Here is an 18,349-nt window from a genome sequence, read left to right on the forward strand (position 1 = left end):
GTGGGAGGGGGCTTGCTCCCGATAGCAATCTGTCATTCAACAGGTGTGTCGACTGATGCACCGCTATCGGGAGCAAGCCCCCTCCCACAGGGGATCTGCTGCGCTTAGCAGACCGTGCCAGGCCTGTAGACCTAACAACAAGAGGATTTTCATCATGGCTAAAATCGGATTTATCGGCACCGGCATCATGGGCCAACCCATGGCGGCTAACCTGCAGAAAGCCGGTCACCAACTGTTTCTCTCGGAACACCACGGCAAGGCTCCCGCCGAGCTGATCGCTGCCGGCGCCATCGCCCTGGCCAACCCGCAACAAGTCGCCCAGGAAGCCGAGTTCATCATTGTGATGGTCCCGGATACCCCGCAGGTCGATGACGTGCTGTTCCGCGCCGACGGTGTAGCCGCCGGCCTGTCGCCGAACAAAGTGGTGATCGACATGAGTTCGATCTCCCCCACCGCGACCAAAGCGTTCGCCGCCAAGATCAACCAGAGCGGCGCACAGTACCTCGATGCGCCAGTGTCCGGCGGTGAAGTCGGCGCCAAGGCCGGTACCTTGAGCATCATGGTCGGTGGCGAGCCACAGACCTTCGAACGCGCCCTGGGGCTGTTCCAGAGCATGGGCAAGAACATCACCCTGGTGGGTGGCAACGGCGATGGCCAGACCGCCAAGGTTGCCAACCAGATCATCGTCGCGCTGAACATCCAGGCGGTGGCTGAAGCGCTGCTGTTCGCCGCAAAAAACGGTGCCGACCCGGCCAAGGTGCGTGAAGCGCTGATGGGCGGCTTTGCGTCGTCGAAGATCCTGGAAGTGCATGGCGAGCGAATGATCAAGGGCACCTTCGACCCGGGCTTCCGTATCAACCTGCACCAGAAGGACCTGAACCTGGCATTGGCCGGCGCCAAGGAACTGGGGATCAACCTGCCCAACACCGCCGGCACCCAGCAAGTGTTCAGCACCTGCACGGCGATTGGCGGCGGTAACTGGGACCACTCGGCGCTGATCAAGGGCCTGGAGCATATGGCCAATTTCTCGATTCGCGAGAAGTAAGACACCTTGGAATGCAATCCAGTGTGGGAGGGGGCTTGCTCCCGATAGCAATCTGTCATTCAACCACTATGTCGACTGATACACCGCTATCGGGAGCAAGCCCCCTCCCACATTTTGACCGCATTTCAAATCTGAAATAGCTGCACTCCTAACAACAAGAATCCCCGGGAGCCCGCTTATGTCGGTCGATCCGCAACACCTGCTTCGCGAGCTGTTCGCCGCAGCCATCGACGCTGCCCACCCCCGGCTAGTCCTTGAACCTTACCTGCCCGCCGACCGCAGTGGCCGGGTGATCGTGGTCGGCGCCGGTAAGGCCGCGGCCGCCATGGCGCTTGTCGTCGAGGACTGCTGGCAGGGCGAAGTGTCGGGCCTGGTGGTCACCCGCTACGGCCACGGCGCGCCGTGCAAAAAAATCGAGGTGGTCGAAGCCGCCCACCCGGTCCCTGACGCTGCCGGCCTGGCCGTGGCCCAGCGCGTACTGGAACTGATCAGCCACCTGACCGAAGACGACCGTGTGATCTTTCTGCTCTCCGGTGGCGGCTCCGCGTTGCTGGCCTTGCCCGCCGAAGGCATCAGCCTGGCAGACAAGCAAAGCATCAACAAAGCCCTGCTCAAATCCGGCGCCACCATTGGCGAGATGAACTGCGTGCGCAAGCACCTCTCGGCGATCAAGGGCGGGCGACTGGCCAAGGCGGCGTGGCCGGCCACCGTCTACACCTATGCAATTTCCGATGTGCCGGGCGACCAGGCCACGGTGATTGCCTCCGGCCCGTCCGTCGGCGACCCCAGCACCTCGCAGCAGGCCCTGGCGATCCTCAAGCGTTACGGTATCGACGCCCCCACCTCAGTGCGCAACTGGTTGCAAAACCCCGCGTCAGAAACGGTCAAGCCCGGCGACCCGGTACTCGCCCGCAGCCACTTCCAATTGATCGCCCGCCCGCAGCAATCCCTGGAGGCGGTGGCGGTGAAAGTGCGCCAGGCCGGGTTCAGCCCGCTGATCCTTGGCGACCTGGAAGGTGAAGCGCGGGAGGTGGCCAAGGTGCACGCCGGTATCGCCCGGCAGATTGTCCAGCATGGCCAGCCACTCGCGGCGCCGTGCGTGATCCTCTCCGGTGGCGAAACCACCGTCACCGTGCGCGGCAATGGCCGTGGCGGGCGCAATGCGGAGTTCCTGCTCAGCCTCACCGACAGCCTCAAGGGCCTGCCCGGCGTATACGCCCTGGCCGGCGACACCGATGGCATCGACGGCTCGGAAGACAACGCCGGCGCCATCATGACCCCCAGCAGTTACGCCCGCGCCGAGGCACTGGGCCTGTCGGCCAGCGACGAGTTGGATAACAACAACGGCTACGGCTATTTCGCCGCCCTCGACGGGCTGATCATCACCGAGCCGACCCGCACCAACGTCAACGACTTCCGCGCCATCCTGATCCTTGAGACTGCCAACCATGACGCCTGACAAGAAGGTCAAAATCCTCGCCACCCTGGGCCCGGCCACCGACGGTATCGATGACATCCGCGAGCTGGTTGAAGCCGGGGTGAATATCTTCCGCCTCAACTTCAGCCACGGCGAGCACGCCGACCATGCCCAGCGTTACCAGTGGATTCGCCAGGTGGAGCGCCAGTTGAATTACCCGCTGGGCATTCTTATGGACCTGCAAGGCCCGAAGCTGCGGGTTGGGCGTTTTGCCGAGGGCAAGGTGCAGTTGATTCGCGGCCAGGCCCTGCGCCTGGACCTGGACCCGACGCCCGGCGACCAGCGCCGCATCAACCTGCCCCACCCGGAAATCATCGCGGCCCTTGAACCGGGCATGGACCTGCTGCTGGACGACGGCAAGCTGCGCCTGCGCGTGATTACCAAACATGCCGACGCCATCGACACCACCGTGCTCAATGGCGGCGAGTTGTCCGACCGCAAAGGCGTGAACGTGCCGCAAGCGCTGTTGGAACTCAGCCCCTTGACCGCCAAGGACCGCCGCGACCTGAGTTTCGGCCTGGAGCTGGGCGTGGACTGGGTGGCGCTGTCGTTCGTGCAGCGCCCGGAAGACATCCGCGAGGCCCGCGAACTGATTGGCGACAAGGCGTTCCTGATGGCCAAGATCGAGAAACCTTCGGCCGTGCAACGCTTGCAGGAAATCGCCGAACTGAGCGACGCGATCATGGTGGCCAGAGGCGACCTGGGCGTGGAAGTGCCGGCCGAGAGCGTGCCGCAAATCCAGAAAGACATCATCAGCACCTGCCGCCAACTCGGCAAACCAGTGGTGGTGGCCACGCAGATGCTCGAGTCCATGCGCTTCTCCCCGGCGCCGACCCGTGCCGAAGTCACCGATGTCGCCAACGCGGTGGCCGAAGGCGCGGACGCGGTGATGCTGTCGGCCGAAACCGCCTCGGGCGAGTACCCGCTGGAAGCCGTGCAGATGATGAGCAAGATCATCCGCCAGGTGGAAAACGGCCCGGACTACCAGACGCAGTTGGACGTCAGCCGGCCCAAGGCGGATGCCACAGTGTCGGACGCCATCAGCTGTGCGATCCGGCGCATCAGCAGCATCCTGCCGGTGGCGGTGCTGGTGAACTATAGCGAGTCAGGCAGTTCCAGCTTGCGTGCTGCACGGGAACGACCCGTGGCGCCGATCCTCAACCTCACGCCGAACCTGTCCACGGCGCGACGCTTGAGCGTGGCGTGGGGCGTGCATTCGGTGGTCAATGATCGACTGCGCCAAGTGGATGAGGTGTGTTCCACCGCGCTGGAGATCGCCCAGGCCCAGGGCATGGCGCAACGCGGGGATACCTTGGTGATTACCGCAGGGGTGCCGTTTGGCCAGCCGGGGTCGACCAATTCGCTGCGTATCGAGACATTGATCTAGCGCCTGTAAGAGCCCCTTCGCGAGCAAGCCCGCTCCCACATTCGACCGCGTTTGCATGTCCGACATCAGTCAAATGTGGGAGCGGGCTTGCTCGCGAAGGGAACAACTCGGTCTTATTGACTCACTGAAAATGCACAACCCAACCTGCCCCGACTGGGCCGAAGCCCTGCTCAATGGTTTCAGCCAGATCTTCCTGCAACGCCATCCGCTGTGCGGCCTGCTGTGCCTGGTGGCGATACTGATCGGCGCCCCGGCCTTGCTCGGCGGTGCGTTGCTGGGGGGTGTCGCGGGGTTGCTCACGGCCCAGCGCCGGGGCTATCCCAAGGCCGAGCGCCAGGCCGGGCTGTATAGCTACAACGGCGTATTGCTGGGCTTGTTGATCAGCCAGCACTTCGCCTGGTCGGCGCTGGTGCCGCCGTTGATCCTGGCGTGCGGCGGCTTGAGTGCGATCCTCACTCGGCAATGGCTGAAGCACGCGACCCAGCCCCAAGACTTGCCCGCTTACACCGCGCCCTTTGTGGGTCTCGGCTGGCTGCTGCTCGGCCACGCTCCTGAGAACACCCTGGCGCTGATCGAGCCCGCACCCTTCGCTGTCCTCACCGCGCCCTTTACCGGCCTTGGGCAAATCATGTTGATGGAGCAGCCCATGGCGGGCGGATTGATCGCCCTGGGCCTGCTGCTGGCCGACCGTCGCGCCGCCGTGTGGGCCTTGAGCGGTGCCAGTCTCGGCATGCTGGCCGGTGTGTGGTTGAACGACCCTGCGGGCGCCCTGCTCGGCCTGCACAGCTATAACCCGGCGTTGGCCGCCCTGGCCCTGAGCCCGACACGTCGCCAGCCGTGGTTGCCGCTGCTGGGCATCGGCCTTGCCATCCTCCTCACACCGGGCTTCGCCGCCCTGCACCTGCCCGCGCTGACCGCGCCGTTTATCCTCGCCTGCTGGCTGGTGCGCGCCGGCCAGCGAATGCTGCGTAAACCCCACATGGACAGCCCGTTCGAATCCCCCTAGGCTTGCTCGATATTCGCTTCAGGCAGGACTTATGGACAGCAACAACGACTGGCGCCAACGGCTCTACATCATGGTTTTCCAAAGCGACACCGTCGCCGGGCGGCGCTTTGACGGCATCCTGTTGCTGATCATCCTCGCCAGCATAGTGATCGTGATGCTCGACAGCATCGATCAGGTGCACCAGAACTACGCGGATGTGCTGGCCTATATCGAGTGGGGCTTCACGCTGATTTTCGCGATCGAGTACGGCCTGCGCCTGTATTGCTCACCCAAGCCGTTGCGCTATGCCTTCAGCTTTTATGGCTTGGTGGACTTGCTGGCCATCGTCCCCGGCATTATCGCGCTGTACTACAGCGATGCGCAGTATCTGCTGATCATCCGCATCATTCGCATGCTGCGGATCTTCCGCGTACTCAAGCTCAGCCCGTACCTCAAACAAGCCAACTATTTGATGGCGGCGCTGCGCGGCAGCAAGCAGAAGATCGTGGTGTTCCTGGTCAGCGTGTGCACCCTGGTGACGGTGTTCGGCACCCTGATGTACGTGATCGAAGGCCCGGAACATGGGTTCACCAGTATTCCCAAGGGTATCTACTGGGCCATCGTTACCCTGACCACCGTGGGCTTCGGCGATATCGTGCCCAAGACGCCGCTTGGCCAGGTGATTTCGTCGCTGGTGATGATCACCGGTTATTCGATCATCGCCGTACCCACCGGTATTTTTACCGCCGAGCTGGCCAGTGCCATGCGCGGTGAACAGCTGCGCACCGACTGCCCGGCGTGCAAGAAAGACAGCCACGAACCCAATGCGGCGTTTTGCTCGCGGTGTGGCAGTAACCTTTTCCATAAACTGGAATAAGCAAAGTTCGTTTTAATCTTTAAAGGTCTATGCAGGCCCGGCTATAGTCGCTGGCAAATTGCCTCCCCTCTTCTCGAACAACAAGGAATGAGCAGTGAAAAAAATCCTCAGCGCCTCTCTACTGGCCGCCGGCCTGGCCTTGGCAGGCTCCGCCCAGGCCGCGACCACCCTGCTCAACGTCTCCTACGACGTGATGCGCGATTTCTACAAGGACTACAACGCCGCGTTCCAGAAGCATTGGGAAGCCGAGCACCCGGACGACAAGCTGACGTTGCAGATGTCCTTCGGCGGCTCCAGCAAACAAGCACGCTCAGTGATCGACGGCCTGCCGGCTGACGTGATCACCATGAACATGGCCACCGACATCAATGCGTTGGTCGACAACGGCAAACTGGTGCCGGACAACTGGGTGACGCGCCTGCCGAACAACAGTGCACCGTTTACCTCCGCTACCGTATTCATTGTGCGCAAAGGCAACCCCAAGGCCCTGAAAGACTGGCCGGACCTGCTCAAGGACGGCGTGCAGGTGATCGTACCCAACCCGAAAACCTCGGGTAACGGCCGCTACACCTACCTGTCGGCCTGGGGTTATGTATTGAAAAACGGCGGCGACGAAGAAAAGGCCAAGGCCTTTGTCGGCAAGCTGTTCAAGCAAGCGCCGGTACTGGACACCGGTGGCCGCGCCGCGACTACCACGTTCATGACCAACCAGATCGGCGACGTGCTGGTGACCTTTGAAAACGAAGCAGAAATGATCGCCCGTGAATTCGGCCGTGATCAGTTCGAAGTGATCTACCCAAGCGTCTCCGCTGAGGCAGAGCCGCCCGTGTCGGTGGTCGATAAGGTGGTCGAGAAGAAAGGCACCCGTGCTGCGGCCGAAGACTACCTGAAGTACCTGTGGTCGCCGGAAGGCCAGGAAATCGCCGCCAACAACTACCTGCGCCCACGGGACCCGAAAGTGCTGGCCAAGTACACCGACCGCTTCCCCAAGGTGGACTTCCTGTCGGTTGAGAAGACCTTTGGCGACTGGCGCACCGTGCAGAAAACCCACTTCAATGATGGTGGGGTGTTTGACCAGATCTATTCCGGTCAATAACTGAAGAAACGCGGTAAAAAATGTGAGAGGGGGCTTGCTCCCGATAGCAGTGTGTCAGCCACTACATCCAGTGACTGAAACTCCGCTATCGGGAGCAAGCCCCCTCCCACATTTGGCTCTTGGTATGGCTGTTGTATTGGCAGTGTTCTGTCGTTCCAATTGTTTCTGGATGTATCATCAACCAGCATAATTGATATCACTTCAAGCGCCCTACTCGCGCTTACGCCTTGCCTTTACTCTCGCTCGCCATCTTCCTTCGCTTTTATGAGAACACCATGAATGCAACTTCTCCTGCCACCAGCACCATGACCCGTGGGATGGTGCTGCTGTTCGCATTTTGCTGCGGCGCCATCGTCGCCAACATCTACTACGCGCAGCCGATCATCGAGCTGATCGCCCCGGACATTGGCCTGACGCCGGCGATGGCGAGCCTGATCGTGTCCCTGACGCAAATCGGTTATGCCCTCGGCCTGTTCTTCCTGGTGCCATTGGGCGACCTGTTGGAAAACCGCAAGCTGATGATCGCCACCACTGTACTGGCGATTGCCAGCCTGCTGGGCGCGGCGTTTACCGAACAGCCAAACCTGTTCTTGCTGGTGTCGTTGCTGATCGGTTTCAGTTCCGTCTCGGTGCAGATTTTGATCCCGCTGGCCGCACACCTGGCACCGGCTGAGTCCCGAGGTCGGGTGGTCGGCAGCATCATGGGCGGCCTGCTGCTGGGCATCCTGTTGGCCCGGCCAGTGTCCAGCGTAGTGGCCGACCACTTCGGCTGGCGTGCAATGTTCATGGCTGCCGCAGCACTGATGGCGTTTATCAGCGTGGTCCTGCTGCTGACTATCCCCAAGCGCCAGCCCGATCACAGCGCCAGCTACGGCCAGTTGCTGCGATCCCTGGGCACCCTGCTGCGTGAGCAACCGGTGCTGCGCCAACGGGCGTTCTATCAGGGCTGCATGTTCGCCGCCTTCAGCCTGTTCTGGACCGCTGCCCCGCTGGAATTGGCGCGCAATCATGGCCTGAGCCAAAGCGAAATCGCACTGTTCGCCCTGGTCGGTGCCTTGGGCGCCATCGCCGCGCCCATCGCCGGTCGCCTGGCTGACGCCGGCCACACCCATCGCGCCTCGTTGCTGGCGATGCTGTTGGGTGCATTGAGCTTCCTGCCCGCGTTCGTGCACCCGCTGTACAGCGTGATCGGCTTGGCCGTGACCGGCGTGGTCCTGGACTTCTGCGTGCAGATGAATATGGTCCTTGGCCAGCGTGCCGTCTATGCCCTCGACGCCACTAGCCGTAGCCGTCTCAACGCGCTGTACATGACCAGCATCTTCATCGGCGGCGCGTTCGGCTCGGCAATTGCCAGCAGTGTGTATGAACACGGCGGTTGGCTGGGGGTGATGCTGGTGGGCAGCGCATTCCCATTGGTGGCGCTGTTACGGTTCCTGAGTGCGTCGCGCCAGGTGGTTGTCGCAACCGCCTAAGAGCGCACCCACTTCTCCAACGCCGCGTCCGCCAGAAATGACGAGCGGCTTTGATCTTGTGCTCATGCACATACTGATTGGAAAGTACCGCCCAGGGATCTTTGGGCGGTGCTCCCACAGGCAGGATGGCGAGTGCCACGGCGCGCGTTTGTGGACTATGAGGGAGGCTTGTTGGACTCACCCCTGCCGGCTGCCCGAACCACGCTGACCATGGGTCCAAAGCATAGCCACCGGGCTCACGAGAAAATCGAGAACGCCCTGTTGATTAACCCCATGAACGACGAAAATACCTTCTTGATAAACCCTCCTCCAGGCTTGGGAGCCGGCAAAGGTGTCGGGAGCGGGTCAGGGTCAGGTTGAGGGTCTGGAATAGGAGCCGGGCCTGGTTCTGGTACAGGGACAACGGTAGCAGGTTCAGGAGCCGGGGCAGGAATCACCGTCGGCGTCTGATCGTTCCAGATCACATCCGTCTGTTTGATTTGGCCTTGGCTGGTCACCATCAGGTCCGCCGTGCCATTCCCCGTCGTATCCACAGCCAATGTAAAACGGCCGGTTTTCGAGTCATGGCCCAGCACGGCGTCACCCGCCCTGCCGCTGAATCGATCAGAGAAACTCAAGGCTTTGAGCCCTGCCTCCTGAAGGACGCTGGTGAGATCGATCCGGTCTATCCCGCTTTGGAAGTCCTGGATGATATCCGGGTTCTGTGACGTTGAATCACTGGCGCGCAGATACACGAACGTGTCCGCGCCGGCCCCACCGTGCAACGTATCGGCGCCCCGGCCCCCGGTGAGGCGATTGTTCCCTTCGTTACCCGTCAAGGTATCGTTGCCAGAACCGCCAATGGCGTTTTCCACGCTCACGCCTTTGGCAATCGACACATTCCCCCGTAAGCCACCCACGTCCGAGAACGCCTCAGCCTTGAGGTTGATGATTTGGTTCTGGGCAAACCCAGAAAAGTCGAGTGTGTCGTTACCACCGCCGTCCCAGACGGTGAAAATCGGCTTGTCATTCCCTTGCTTGAGGCTATAGAACTCTCGACCTGAGTTGGAATTGAAGCCATAGGTGGTGTCGGTATTGCGGGTTTTTGTATTGGCCCCGTAGAGCCGCTGGGCGGCGGCGATATCGTCCATCATCGGTGCCGCCGGACTGTTCCTGGCGAAATTGTGGCCAGGCTGGTGGGTCTCCGCCCAATAACTCATGATGCTGCGCGCCTTGGTGTCCTGCGCATATTCCGCGGACCGGTCGTAATTGAAGCCCCCGCCATCGTATTCACCCGGATGACTGAGCCCCAAGGTATGCCCTAATTCATGGATCAACAAACCCAGGAATTGGCTGCCCATTGTCGGATTTTGTGCACCACTAGTGCCTATATTGGCCTGGACTTTCGAATAATGCTTATTAGGCAACCCTGCCCACCCTGACGAACCCGATGTGCCCTTAATGCTGATCGTGCCATCGGTGTTCGAACCGTTTTCAATAAACTCGATATTGGCAACATCCGCCCAATATTGCAGGGCTTGCCTGGCTCGCTCTTTCTGAGCCGCATTAAAACCTCCAGCAAAATTGAAACCAACAACAACTTTGCCATCGCCATTGAGGTCATGAAACCTGGAGCCGCTGCGAGTGATATGTTTCGCCGCCTGGTCTGTGGTGAACGATTTTTTATTATTAGCCCAACGAAAAACTTCGTTTTCAGCTGCTGAGAAACTGGGGTACAACGCCTCCGAGGAGTGCGCATGGGAAGAATGCCTAACCGGGATATGCATGTGCATTGATACTCTGAACAGTGAAGAATAACCCGTCCATGTATATGAATTACCGAGACTGACTGATCCGTTGTCAGCCCGATAAAATCCCATATTGAACATGCCTCTACCACCGCTATTTCTTTTCGATAAAACCGGATAAACGCGACAGTAAAAAATTAGCACACATGTTATTCAGCACGACACACTTCCACCGATCAACGATCACTATGCCTTGGCGCCACAAAGAAAAAAACTCGCAAAGCCTTAACTTAATCAAGTCAAGAATTTAGTTGCACATATCAAGAAACCCAACCAAACATACAAGAAAAAATAGGCTTAACGCTATCGTTGTTATCTGATCGCAAACATAGCCAAGCCCTACACGACTCGACTGTCCCAACCTACCGTGACATGCCCCAGCAACTCATGACGATGCTCCAGCAACCAGGCAGCCAATGTACGCCACCTTCACGATGGCGTTGTCCACTACGAGCGGATTTTTTGCTGCCACTTGGCAGGCGCAAAAAAGCAGGACTTAATCACTGATGATTAAGTCCTGCCCAGCCTTGCCTAGTACCAAAGCGATGTGTAATAACTCGCCATTACATCATCAGAGATACCCTCCATCCTTTATGTTCAACCCGATAACATCTTCCGGACTGATCATTCGCGTGCTCTTGATCAAAAAGTCCGTCTTGCCGTCCCCATCCAAGTCTATCGCCAGCAAGTAACGTCCTGTTTGCGGGTTAAATTTGATAATGGTGTCCCCGGGCTTCCCGGTGTATTCGTCAACAAAGTTAAATGCGACCTTGCCATCGATGGCCATTTGCGACAAATCAATCTTGTCCTGACCCGTATTGAAGTCCAACAGTAAATCGGCCTGCGTACGGGTCGAATCGCTAAAGGCATTGAACTTAAACGTATTCCAACCGCCTCCCCCCACCAGGGTATCGGCGCCTGCGCCGCCGATCAGCACATTATCCGCACTGTTACCCATGATTCGGTCGTCGCCACTGCCCCCTACCGCGTTTTCGATCACAGTGGTGGTACCGATCCTGACGTTTTCCCTGAACCCGCCCACACTGGAGAGCGAACCGCTGCGCAAATCGATTTTCTGGTCTTGCTTGAAGCCGGAAAAATCAAACGTATCTATCCCCCGCTGATCCCATACGTTGAAATCCGGCTTATCGGAAGCGGATGTCAGGGTCGTTTCCAGCTTTCCAGTCGTAGAGTTGAACCCATAGGTGGTGTCATACGAGCTGAGTACATCGTTTGGCGTCGGTCCGACAGGGACCTTGGGCACGGCTGGCTTGGGCTGCCCCTCTTGAGGTGTGGTGGCCGTACTGACCCTGGGCTTATCCACGGCTGGCTTGGGCTGACCCTCTTGAGGCGTGGTGGCCGTGCTGACCCTGGGCTTATCGACGGCCGGCTTGGGCTGACCGTCTTGAGGCTTGGTGTCCGTGCTGACCTTGGGCTTATCGACGGCTGGCTTGGGCTGGCCCTCTTGAGGCTTGGTGTCCGTGCTGACCTTGGGCTTATCGACGGCTGGTTTGGGCTGGCCCTCTTGAGGCTTGGTGTCCGTGCTGACCTTGGGCTTATCCACGGCTGGCTTGGGCTGATCGCCTTGTGGTTTGGTCTCCGTACTGACCTTGGGCTTATCGACGGCTGGCTTAGGCTGACCCTCTTGAGGTGTGGTGTTCGTACTGACCTTGGGCTTATCGACGGCTGGCTTAGGCTGACCCTCTTGAGGTTTGGGATCCGTGCCGGCCTTGGGCTTATCCACGGTCGGCTTGGTCTGATCGCCTTGTGGTTTGGTCTCCTCAGACCTCGGCATAGGTAAACAATTAGCGGTGAGAACGTTGCCGTCCACCCCACCCATATTCAAGATAAGCCTATTGCCGACTGTTGTTTCACCCGCCTGCAGCAGGCCATGTGAGCTCGTTTGAGCGTTCGATCCGTGGAGCCTTTGCAGGCTGGAAAACCCACCAGTCGACTGTGCCGAAAGACTCAGCAGTTTAGATCCTTTTGAGGGTTGCTTATCTTTTCCATAATGCGAGTTGTCAGAGTTCCCCATAGGTTCATTGGTGTCATGGGCCCTCGACGGGGCCGCGTTCAACGTAGGTACGTAGGAATTCAAACCAGGCAAATTGACATTAACCATACATCACACCTTCTTAGTTAGTTATATATAACAACGGCCCAACATTTCGCAAGCGTGATACTTACGAATGATTAAATCGCCCACTATCAAGCGACAACACACTTTTAAACCTTGAAACCAATAAAAGACAAAAACCAACAAGCAAACCCCACGACTGCCACCTAGCAATTAATGAAAAACAACAATTAATTGCCTGCACCCACCCGTGATTGATTTTTCCGAAGTCAATTTTTAATACATTGACCGGCTATACCTGTCAGCGGCGACACCTCATTTCAATGTAGTGCGTACGTAGTTAACTGTGAAACGGTCCACTCCAGGCGCGCGCTGTAAAAGCCCACTTATCAAAGGCGGACACCAGCGTTGCACGCCGCTGATCAGTGCCGGCCTTAAGGTCAGGCGCACTGGCTTGCGACTGGCGATCGTTAGTAGCGCTTATCGAACATGAAACGGGGGGCGGCACGCATGGCAACGGCTCCGGGTCACACGTGTCCGGTTTAGGATCAGGCGAGTCTGGGTGTGGTTTCGGTTCATACGGGTCAGGACGCGGATCCGGTTCTGGCTCTACCGAATCAGGATCTACCGATGGGTTATCGCGGTAAAACACATCTGCCGCATTCATCCGGCCAATACTTTTTATGAATAGATCAGCCTTGCCATTCCCGCTCACGTCCAAGGCGAAACTCCCTTCGCGACTACTCTCGTCGTAGCTCAGTACGGCTTGACCAGGTTGACCGGTTAAACGCTCGACGAACGTCAGAGTCTTGATATTCGTCCCTTTCAGAAGCGCAGATACATCCAGGCGGTCCAAGCCGCTCTCAAAGTCCAGGATGACGTCAGGGTTATCCGAGGTGGAATCACTGGTACGGTCATAGACAAAAGTGTCTGCACCACCGCCGCCTTGCAACCTGTCTGCTCCGCCTCCGCCTGTCAGTCGGTTGGCGACATGGTTACCCACCAAAGTATCGTTCCCTGCGCCGCCGATGGCGTTCTCCAGGGTTACACCCTTGGCAATGGAGACATTACCTTTTAACGCCCCCACATCTGAAAACGACTCGGCATTAAGGTTGATCTTCTGATTCTGGGAAAAACCAGAGAAGTCCAATGTATCGTCCCCACCACCGTCCCACACACAGAAAATAGGATTGTCATCGGCCGTTTTCAGACTCAGGGCGTCACGGTTCGTAGTGGAGTTGAACCCGTACGTCGTATCGGTTTTACGCGTGTTAGTGTTCGCCCCATATAGCCGCTGTACGGCAGCAATGTCATCCATCATCGGTGCAGAGGGATGCAACGAATTAAAGTTATGCCCCGGCTGATTCGTTTCTGAAAAATAGCTCATTACACTGCGAGCTCGGGTATCCCCGGCATACTCAGCGTGCGTACCATAGTCGCCAGAACCATCATATTTACCCGGATGTTCCAACCCGATTGCATGACCTATTTCGTGAATCAGTACTTCGCGAAAAAAGCCGCCCTGCTTAGGGTTCGTGCCCGCATTCGCTGTGCCAATATTAGCGAATGAATTTCTCAGGTATTTATTCGGCAGTGACGCCACACCATGGCTGGTTCCTGGCATATCACCAATATCAATGTGCCCGTCGAGATTTCCTGCGTTTTCAGTGAACGTCACGTTGGCGACATCCTGCCAGGATTTCAACGCCTGCCTGGCCTGTTCTACCTGCTGCGGTGTGAAACCCTTGGAGATTCGGAATGACAAGTCAATCTTTTGGTCGACATTACGGTCATGAAATCGGAAGTCACGGCGAGTGATTTGTTTTCCAGCCTGCTCAGTAGTGAGTACTGGTTTATTACTATACAGGGTGTAGGGCGCACTCGGCCGTGCAGAACTTACAGCCCCCAGAGCAGCAAACTCCTTACCTTCGAATACATTAGTAGCGGGTGGCCCTGATAATCTCATACAACCTAAGTCCTCTTGCAAATAAACCCGACACACCGAACTCCCGCTCCACACGAGCAATAGCATTTGTCGGCACCCCCTTAAGTTCGCACAGAGAAACTTGGTACGCCAGACACTAATCAATGCACTCCGACACACTCTAAAATCTCAAAATACTTTGGCACCACACTCGCAACCCGCCGAAACAACACCAAAAACCCACCCACTGACACAACAACCTCAACTAATTGATTCACATAAAAAAAATAAGAACTCACAGACCAAAAATCAATTTCGGTTGCAACGCATTACTCACAACCAGACAAAAATCCGAAACGCAACATCAACTCCACCCTCACGTACCCAACTCTCTACCCTACATCGCCATGTAGTTAAACAAGAGATCTCGGAGTATGCAGCGAACGAAAACACCCATTCCCCTCCCAGCTTATTAAAGCCACTCCGTCGTAACACGGTAACTTAATACACTGCCGTAACCGATCATTCTGACACAGGGAATACAGAGCTCTATGAAACAGGCACGCAACCGCCTGCCGTTCGCAGCAACAGAGTGAACAAGGTAATCCTGGGTTTGGTTGGAGCCAGCACGCGGGAGATATGATCAAGCCCTAGGGGCTTGATCGAAGTAAACGACAGAAACGTATGCGCGATGCCGCCAAGGCAGCAGCGCACACTAGGTTGACAAGCTTGTACGTGGGATCAAGCACGTAACAAGTCGGTCATTGCGTGACGAGGTAGCGATTTTATCGGCGTATCGCGATATGCGCCGCGCCACTCCCTGAACCGGGCCTTTGCAGGCGCGAAGTTGACGCAAAGCGTCAACTCACGGTCATCATCCAGGCGAGAGCTCTATTCAAGCCAAGCCCAGGACGTCATCAGGGCTGATCGGTCGAGTACTTTTTATAACGAAATCACTTCTGCAGTTGCCTGACAGGTCGATCGCCAAAAAATAACGTCCGCTGTACATATTGTATTTAATGACCGTATCACCGGGCTTGCCCGTAAAGTCGGGAACGAAGTTCAGACTGGCCCCCGTAGCGTTAGCCAGGTTGCGTAAGTCAATCGTGTCCCAGCCGGTTTTGAAGTCAGTGAGTAGATCCGCCGCCGCAAAAGTAGAGTCCGCTACCGAGTTGTACTTGAAGACGTTGCGTCCCCCTGCACCTCTCAATGTGTCTGCACCTGCGCCCCCAACCAATACGTTATCGGCCTCGTTGCCAATGATTCGATCATTGCCGGAGCCGCCGATGGCGTTTTCGATAACCGACGCTGGGCTGATGTAACTATTATTGTATTTTCCGCCGACACTTGAGTAAGTACCCGCCCCCAGGTTTATGACTTGGTTCTGCCTGAACCTGGAAAAATCAAATGTGTCGTTACCCTGCCCGTCCTCAACTTCCAATTGTGATTCGTCATGGGAGGGTGAACACGGCTCAAGCCTCGGCTGCGGTTCCGAGGATGGGGCAGGCTCTGGACATGGCTCTGGACATGGCTCCGGACATGGCTCCGGACGCGGCTCCGGACATGGCTCTGGACATGGCTCCGGACGCGGCTGCGGCTCAGGCTTCGGCTGTGGATAAGGCTCTGGTTGCGGTTGCGGATACGGCTCTGGCCTCGGCTGCGGTTGCGGATACGGCTCAGGCCTCGGCTGTGGCTGCGGATACGGATACGGCTCTGGCCTCGGTTGCGGCTGCGGATACGGCTCTGGCCTCGGCTGCGGTTGCGGATACGGCTCTGGCCTCGGTTGCGGCTGCGGATACGGCTCTGGCCTCGGCTGCGGTTGCGGATACGGCTCTGGCCTCGGTTGCGGCTGCGGATACGGCTCTGGCCTCGGCTGCGGTGCTGGACGCGGTTCAGGCCTCGGCTGCGGATAAGGCTGCGGTTCAGGTCTCGGCCTCGGTGGTGGGCAGGGATTGGGTCTCGGCTGCGGTCGCGGAAATGGCTCAGGCATCGGCCTCGGAGGTGGGCAGGGATGAGGTCTCGGCTGTGGTCGCGGACATGGTTCAGGCATCGGCATTGGAGGTGGACATGGATTGGGCGTGATCCAACCCCCGCAACGGCTGATTACCTGTTTGAATCCGCTTAAACCTTCAGCCAATCGGTAGACGGCCCCCCCGCCTGGAAATCCATTGAACACTTTATCAATACTTTTGGAGGGCAGCCTACTTACGCTGTAGCCATAAGTTCCACTTTGTATCGATTTACGGGAAGAATTTAATTCAAAGGCATTACTAGGACGTACGAAATACGTACTGTGACGGCCAGTCTGCATATTCAAGTTTTTCGTTTCACCCGGCCTGCTCAGGACAGTGAATCGCCCCGGGACACCGGAAAGACTATCAGTTGGAAAGCCCATATTGGAAACATTTACCTGCATCTTAAAATCCACCTATCCAAGTTGAAATAATTACAATAAATGTAGTCTGCCGAGGCCAAAGTCCGCCGCAAAACATATGAGCGCACGATCAAAGCGGCGTTAAATTCCCACAGCCAAAAACGCCAGACAACATCTCATTTATTTCAACCTAAAACGTGACCCTATGTATATTCAGCGCGCATATACAAAGCCACCAACCACCTTTAATATGCTCCAGCTCCACTTATAAAATCGCCTGTAAAAACTGCCTACAGCATATATCCAGTCAATATTTAAACTTGCAGACCACGAAGAAATACCCAGACAACAGCGTGGCGCATGCCACCCCTATAAAATCAACTCATATAAAAATTCAAAACAAGCAGAAAACCAGTCAGCCTTGACTCTTTTTACGCACCGTGCCAACACCCACTTGAACACCAGGTAACACGGGGCAGGGAGTTGGGACATGAGCGTGGCGACAAGTACCGCAAGCAACTTATAGTTTGATCAGAACCAAAACCGCGAGTCGTTGAAGATCAAAGGAGAGAGCTGGCTTACCCACTCCGGGTCCGCCGGGCCAGGCACCGGGACTTGCCGCGCATCACCGGTGCCGAGCAGGGTCAGGCGCATACCGAGTGCCCGTGGTCCAGGCAGCACAGCAAGCGCTCTACGGTATGTTCCAGCGGGCCAGAGTTATCCAATAAAGAGATATCCATTACGAACAAGCCCGCGCCGTTACCCGTGATCAGTTCGGCAGTGAACCGCGCATTGCGCGCCAGGCGTTCCTCGATGTCCGCCAATGACTCACGCCCCCGTGCTATCAAGCGCTGGCGCAACACCGCTTGGTCCACCGTCAGCAGCAGCACCAGCAACGTCGGGTAACGCTCGCGGGTTTGCGCCAGGTGGGCACGGGAACCGTTGACCAGCACATCGTCCCCCGCCGCCAGCCAGTCGTCGATCTCGCGAGGAATTCCATAGGACAAGCCATTGGCCTGCCAGCTCAAGGCAAACGCACCCTCGGCATCCATGGCCGCAAACTGCTGCGGGCTCACTCCTTGCGCGGCTTCACCCACCGCCTCCGCCGAGCGGGTGATCACCCGGCGCACCATGCGGCAGCCACGCTCGATCAAGCGCGGGCGCGCGGCATCCAGCAGGCTGTCCTTGCCCGAACCCGATGGCCCGATGAGATAGATCAACCTGCCTGCCATCAAAACACCCTCTGCGCTTGTCCCCACACTTGTTGCACCACCGGCAACCCTTCGCGGCGCCTGGCTTGCACCAGGCTGGCCGAGTAGTAGTCACTGGCAAGTATATCCAGCAATCCCGCGCCAGCCAGGCCGGAGGCGGCCACATTACCCGAGTGCGACCCACCGCGCACCACGTTCGGCGCGCCCATCAGGACTTTCATGTTCAGTTGCTGGCAACCGCCAAGCATGGCTGCGGTTGAGTTCAAACGACAGTAGACGCGGGCGGTGTCAGCGCTATTACCTGCACATGACGGGCGGCGGGTGGTTGGGTGAAGGTTTAGTGAAAGGTTGGAAGTGGCTGTAGGACAGATCCTTGGTAGGTGATCGTTCCCACCTTCATATGGGAAGAAGCGTGATACCAGACTTTCCCTACGGCCAGTCATCCGCAATGCCCGCACTATGCCGAGCGAGCTGTACGCAGGAGGCCGTGCCCCAACCAGGTTTCCATCCCTGGTCGACCACCTGTGTACAGCTCGCCCTGTTTGATGCTGCGTGGTCATTGATGCGCGGTGATCTCCTGTGGGAGCTGGCTCCCACATTTGAACGCATTCCACGTCAAAAACAAAAAAGGCGACCT

General features: G+C 57.8%; 13 protein-coding genes and 1 pseudogene. 8 read left to right on the top strand and 6 right to left on the bottom strand.

Going from position 1 to position 18,349, the window contains the following annotated elements; translation table 11 throughout:
- Positions 1–154: 154 nt before the first annotated feature.
- The 7 genes from JFT66_RS00715 to JFT66_RS00745 all read left to right on the top strand — a co-directional run bounded on the left by JFT66_RS00715 (position 155) and on the right by JFT66_RS00745 (position 8,339).
- Positions 155–1,045, top strand: a complete 891-nt coding sequence (locus JFT66_RS00715; protein ID WP_153837817.1) for a 2-hydroxy-3-oxopropionate reductase — start codon at positions 155–157, stop codon at positions 1,043–1,045.
- 178 nt (positions 1,046–1,223) lie between these two features.
- Positions 1,224–2,504 (top strand): glycerate kinase type-2 family protein, encoded by a 1,281-nt coding sequence (locus tag JFT66_RS00720; RefSeq protein WP_198858594.1) that lies wholly within the window; start codon positions 1,224–1,226, stop codon positions 2,502–2,504.
- Positions 2,494–3,909, top strand: a complete 1,416-nt coding sequence (pyk, locus tag JFT66_RS00725) for a pyruvate kinase (protein ID WP_198858595.1) — start codon at positions 2,494–2,496, stop codon at positions 3,907–3,909. The genes JFT66_RS00720 and pyk overlap by 11 nt, the downstream gene beginning before the upstream one ends.
- Before the next feature lie 130 nt (positions 3,910–4,039).
- A complete protein-coding gene (locus tag JFT66_RS00730) occupies positions 4,040–4,915 on the top strand; it encodes an urea transporter (protein WP_034118902.1) in 876 nt (291 codons plus the stop codon).
- 31 nt (positions 4,916–4,946) lie between these two features.
- Positions 4,947–5,771, top strand: coding sequence for an ion transporter (locus JFT66_RS00735; RefSeq protein ID WP_034118901.1), 825 nt, complete (start codon positions 4,947–4,949; stop codon positions 5,769–5,771).
- A gap of 94 nt (positions 5,772–5,865) precedes the next feature.
- Positions 5,866–6,867, top strand: a complete 1,002-nt coding sequence (locus tag JFT66_RS00740; protein ID WP_034118900.1) for a sulfate ABC transporter substrate-binding protein — start codon at positions 5,866–5,868, stop codon at positions 6,865–6,867.
- A 275-nt stretch (positions 6,868–7,142) separates the two neighbouring features.
- Positions 7,143–8,339, top strand: a complete 1,197-nt coding sequence (locus JFT66_RS00745; protein ID WP_153837815.1) for an MFS transporter — start codon at positions 7,143–7,145, stop codon at positions 8,337–8,339.
- A 236-nt stretch (positions 8,340–8,575) separates the two neighbouring features.
- Here the strand turns inward: JFT66_RS00745 and JFT66_RS30000 are convergent, their stop codons facing one another.
- The 4 genes from JFT66_RS30000 to JFT66_RS00765 form a co-directional block, all read right to left on the bottom strand.
- Positions 8,576–10,111, bottom strand: a complete 1,536-nt coding sequence (locus tag JFT66_RS30000) for a M57 family metalloprotease (protein ID WP_269836366.1) — start codon at positions 10,109–10,111, stop codon at positions 8,576–8,578.
- Positions 10,112–10,697: 586 nt separating this feature from the next.
- Positions 10,698–12,248, bottom strand: a complete 1,551-nt coding sequence (locus tag JFT66_RS00755; RefSeq protein ID WP_198858596.1) for a M10 family metallopeptidase C-terminal domain-containing protein — start codon at positions 12,246–12,248, stop codon at positions 10,698–10,700.
- A 295-nt stretch (positions 12,249–12,543) separates the two neighbouring features.
- A complete protein-coding gene (locus JFT66_RS00760; protein ID WP_198858597.1) occupies positions 12,544–14,169 on the bottom strand; it encodes a M10 family metallopeptidase C-terminal domain-containing protein in 1,626 nt (541 codons plus the stop codon).
- A gap of 853 nt (positions 14,170–15,022) precedes the next feature.
- A complete protein-coding gene (locus JFT66_RS00765) occupies positions 15,023–15,568 on the bottom strand; it encodes a M10 family metallopeptidase C-terminal domain-containing protein (RefSeq protein ID WP_198858598.1) in 546 nt (181 codons plus the stop codon).
- A gap of 74 nt (positions 15,569–15,642) precedes the next feature.
- Here JFT66_RS00765 and JFT66_RS00770 point away from each other — a divergent pair, with 74 nt between their 5' ends.
- Positions 15,643–16,209 carry a hypothetical protein gene (locus tag JFT66_RS00770; RefSeq protein ID WP_198858599.1) on the top strand — a complete coding sequence of 189 codons (567 nt, stop codon included), beginning with the start codon at positions 15,643–15,645 and terminating at the stop codon, positions 16,207–16,209.
- A 936-nt stretch (positions 16,210–17,145) separates the two neighbouring features.
- Here JFT66_RS00770 and phnN read toward each other — a convergent pair.
- Positions 17,146–17,733, bottom strand: coding sequence for a phosphonate metabolism protein/1,5-bisphosphokinase (PRPP-forming) PhnN (gene phnN / locus JFT66_RS00775; RefSeq protein ID WP_198858600.1), 588 nt, complete (start codon positions 17,731–17,733; stop codon positions 17,146–17,148).
- Positions 17,733–17,933: pseudogene (locus tag JFT66_RS00780) on the bottom strand (alpha-D-ribose 1-methylphosphonate 5-triphosphate diphosphatase); the annotation flags it as partial. The pseudogene JFT66_RS00780 and the gene phnN, both read right to left, overlap by 1 nt.
- Between the last annotated feature and the right edge of the window lie 416 nt (positions 17,934–18,349).

This window comes from Pseudomonas sp. MF6755 (genome assembly GCF_016405635.1).
GTDB classification, from domain to species: Bacteria; Pseudomonadota; Gammaproteobacteria; order Pseudomonadales; family Pseudomonadaceae; genus Aquipseudomonas; species Aquipseudomonas haemolytica.

What these genes read in the sequence shown, in the direction of transcription:
- JFT66_RS00715 (WP_153837817.1), top strand. Translation starts at nt 155, where the DNA reads ATGGCTAAAATCGGATTTATCGGCACCGGCATCATGGGCCAACCCATG.
- JFT66_RS00720 (WP_198858594.1), top strand. Translation starts at nt 1,224, where the DNA reads ATGTCGGTCGATCCGCAACACCTGCTTCGCGAGCTGTTCGCCGCAGCC.
- pyk (WP_198858595.1), top strand. Translation starts at nt 2,494, where the DNA reads ATGACGCCTGACAAGAAGGTCAAAATCCTCGCCACCCTGGGCCCGGCC.
- JFT66_RS00730 (WP_034118902.1), top strand. Translation starts at nt 4,040, where the DNA reads ATGCACAACCCAACCTGCCCCGACTGGGCCGAAGCCCTGCTCAATGGT.
- JFT66_RS00735 (WP_034118901.1), top strand. Translation starts at nt 4,947, where the DNA reads ATGGACAGCAACAACGACTGGCGCCAACGGCTCTACATCATGGTTTTC.
- JFT66_RS00745 (WP_153837815.1), top strand. Translation starts at nt 7,143, where the DNA reads ATGAATGCAACTTCTCCTGCCACCAGCACCATGACCCGTGGGATGGTG.
- JFT66_RS30000 (WP_269836366.1), bottom strand. Translation starts at nt 10,111, where the DNA reads ATGCACATGCATATCCCGGTTAGGCATTCTTCCCATGCGCACTCCTCG.
- JFT66_RS00755 (WP_198858596.1), bottom strand. Translation starts at nt 12,248, where the DNA reads ATGGTTAATGTCAATTTGCCTGGTTTGAATTCCTACGTACCTACGTTG.
- JFT66_RS00760 (WP_198858597.1), bottom strand. Translation starts at nt 14,169, where the DNA reads ATGAGATTATCAGGGCCACCCGCTACTAATGTATTCGAAGGTAAGGAG.
- JFT66_RS00770 (WP_198858599.1), top strand. Translation starts at nt 15,643, where the DNA reads ATGGCTCTGGACATGGCTCCGGACATGGCTCCGGACGCGGCTCCGGAC.
- phnN (WP_198858600.1), bottom strand. Translation starts at nt 17,733, where the DNA reads ATGGCAGGCAGGTTGATCTATCTCATCGGGCCATCGGGTTCGGGCAAG.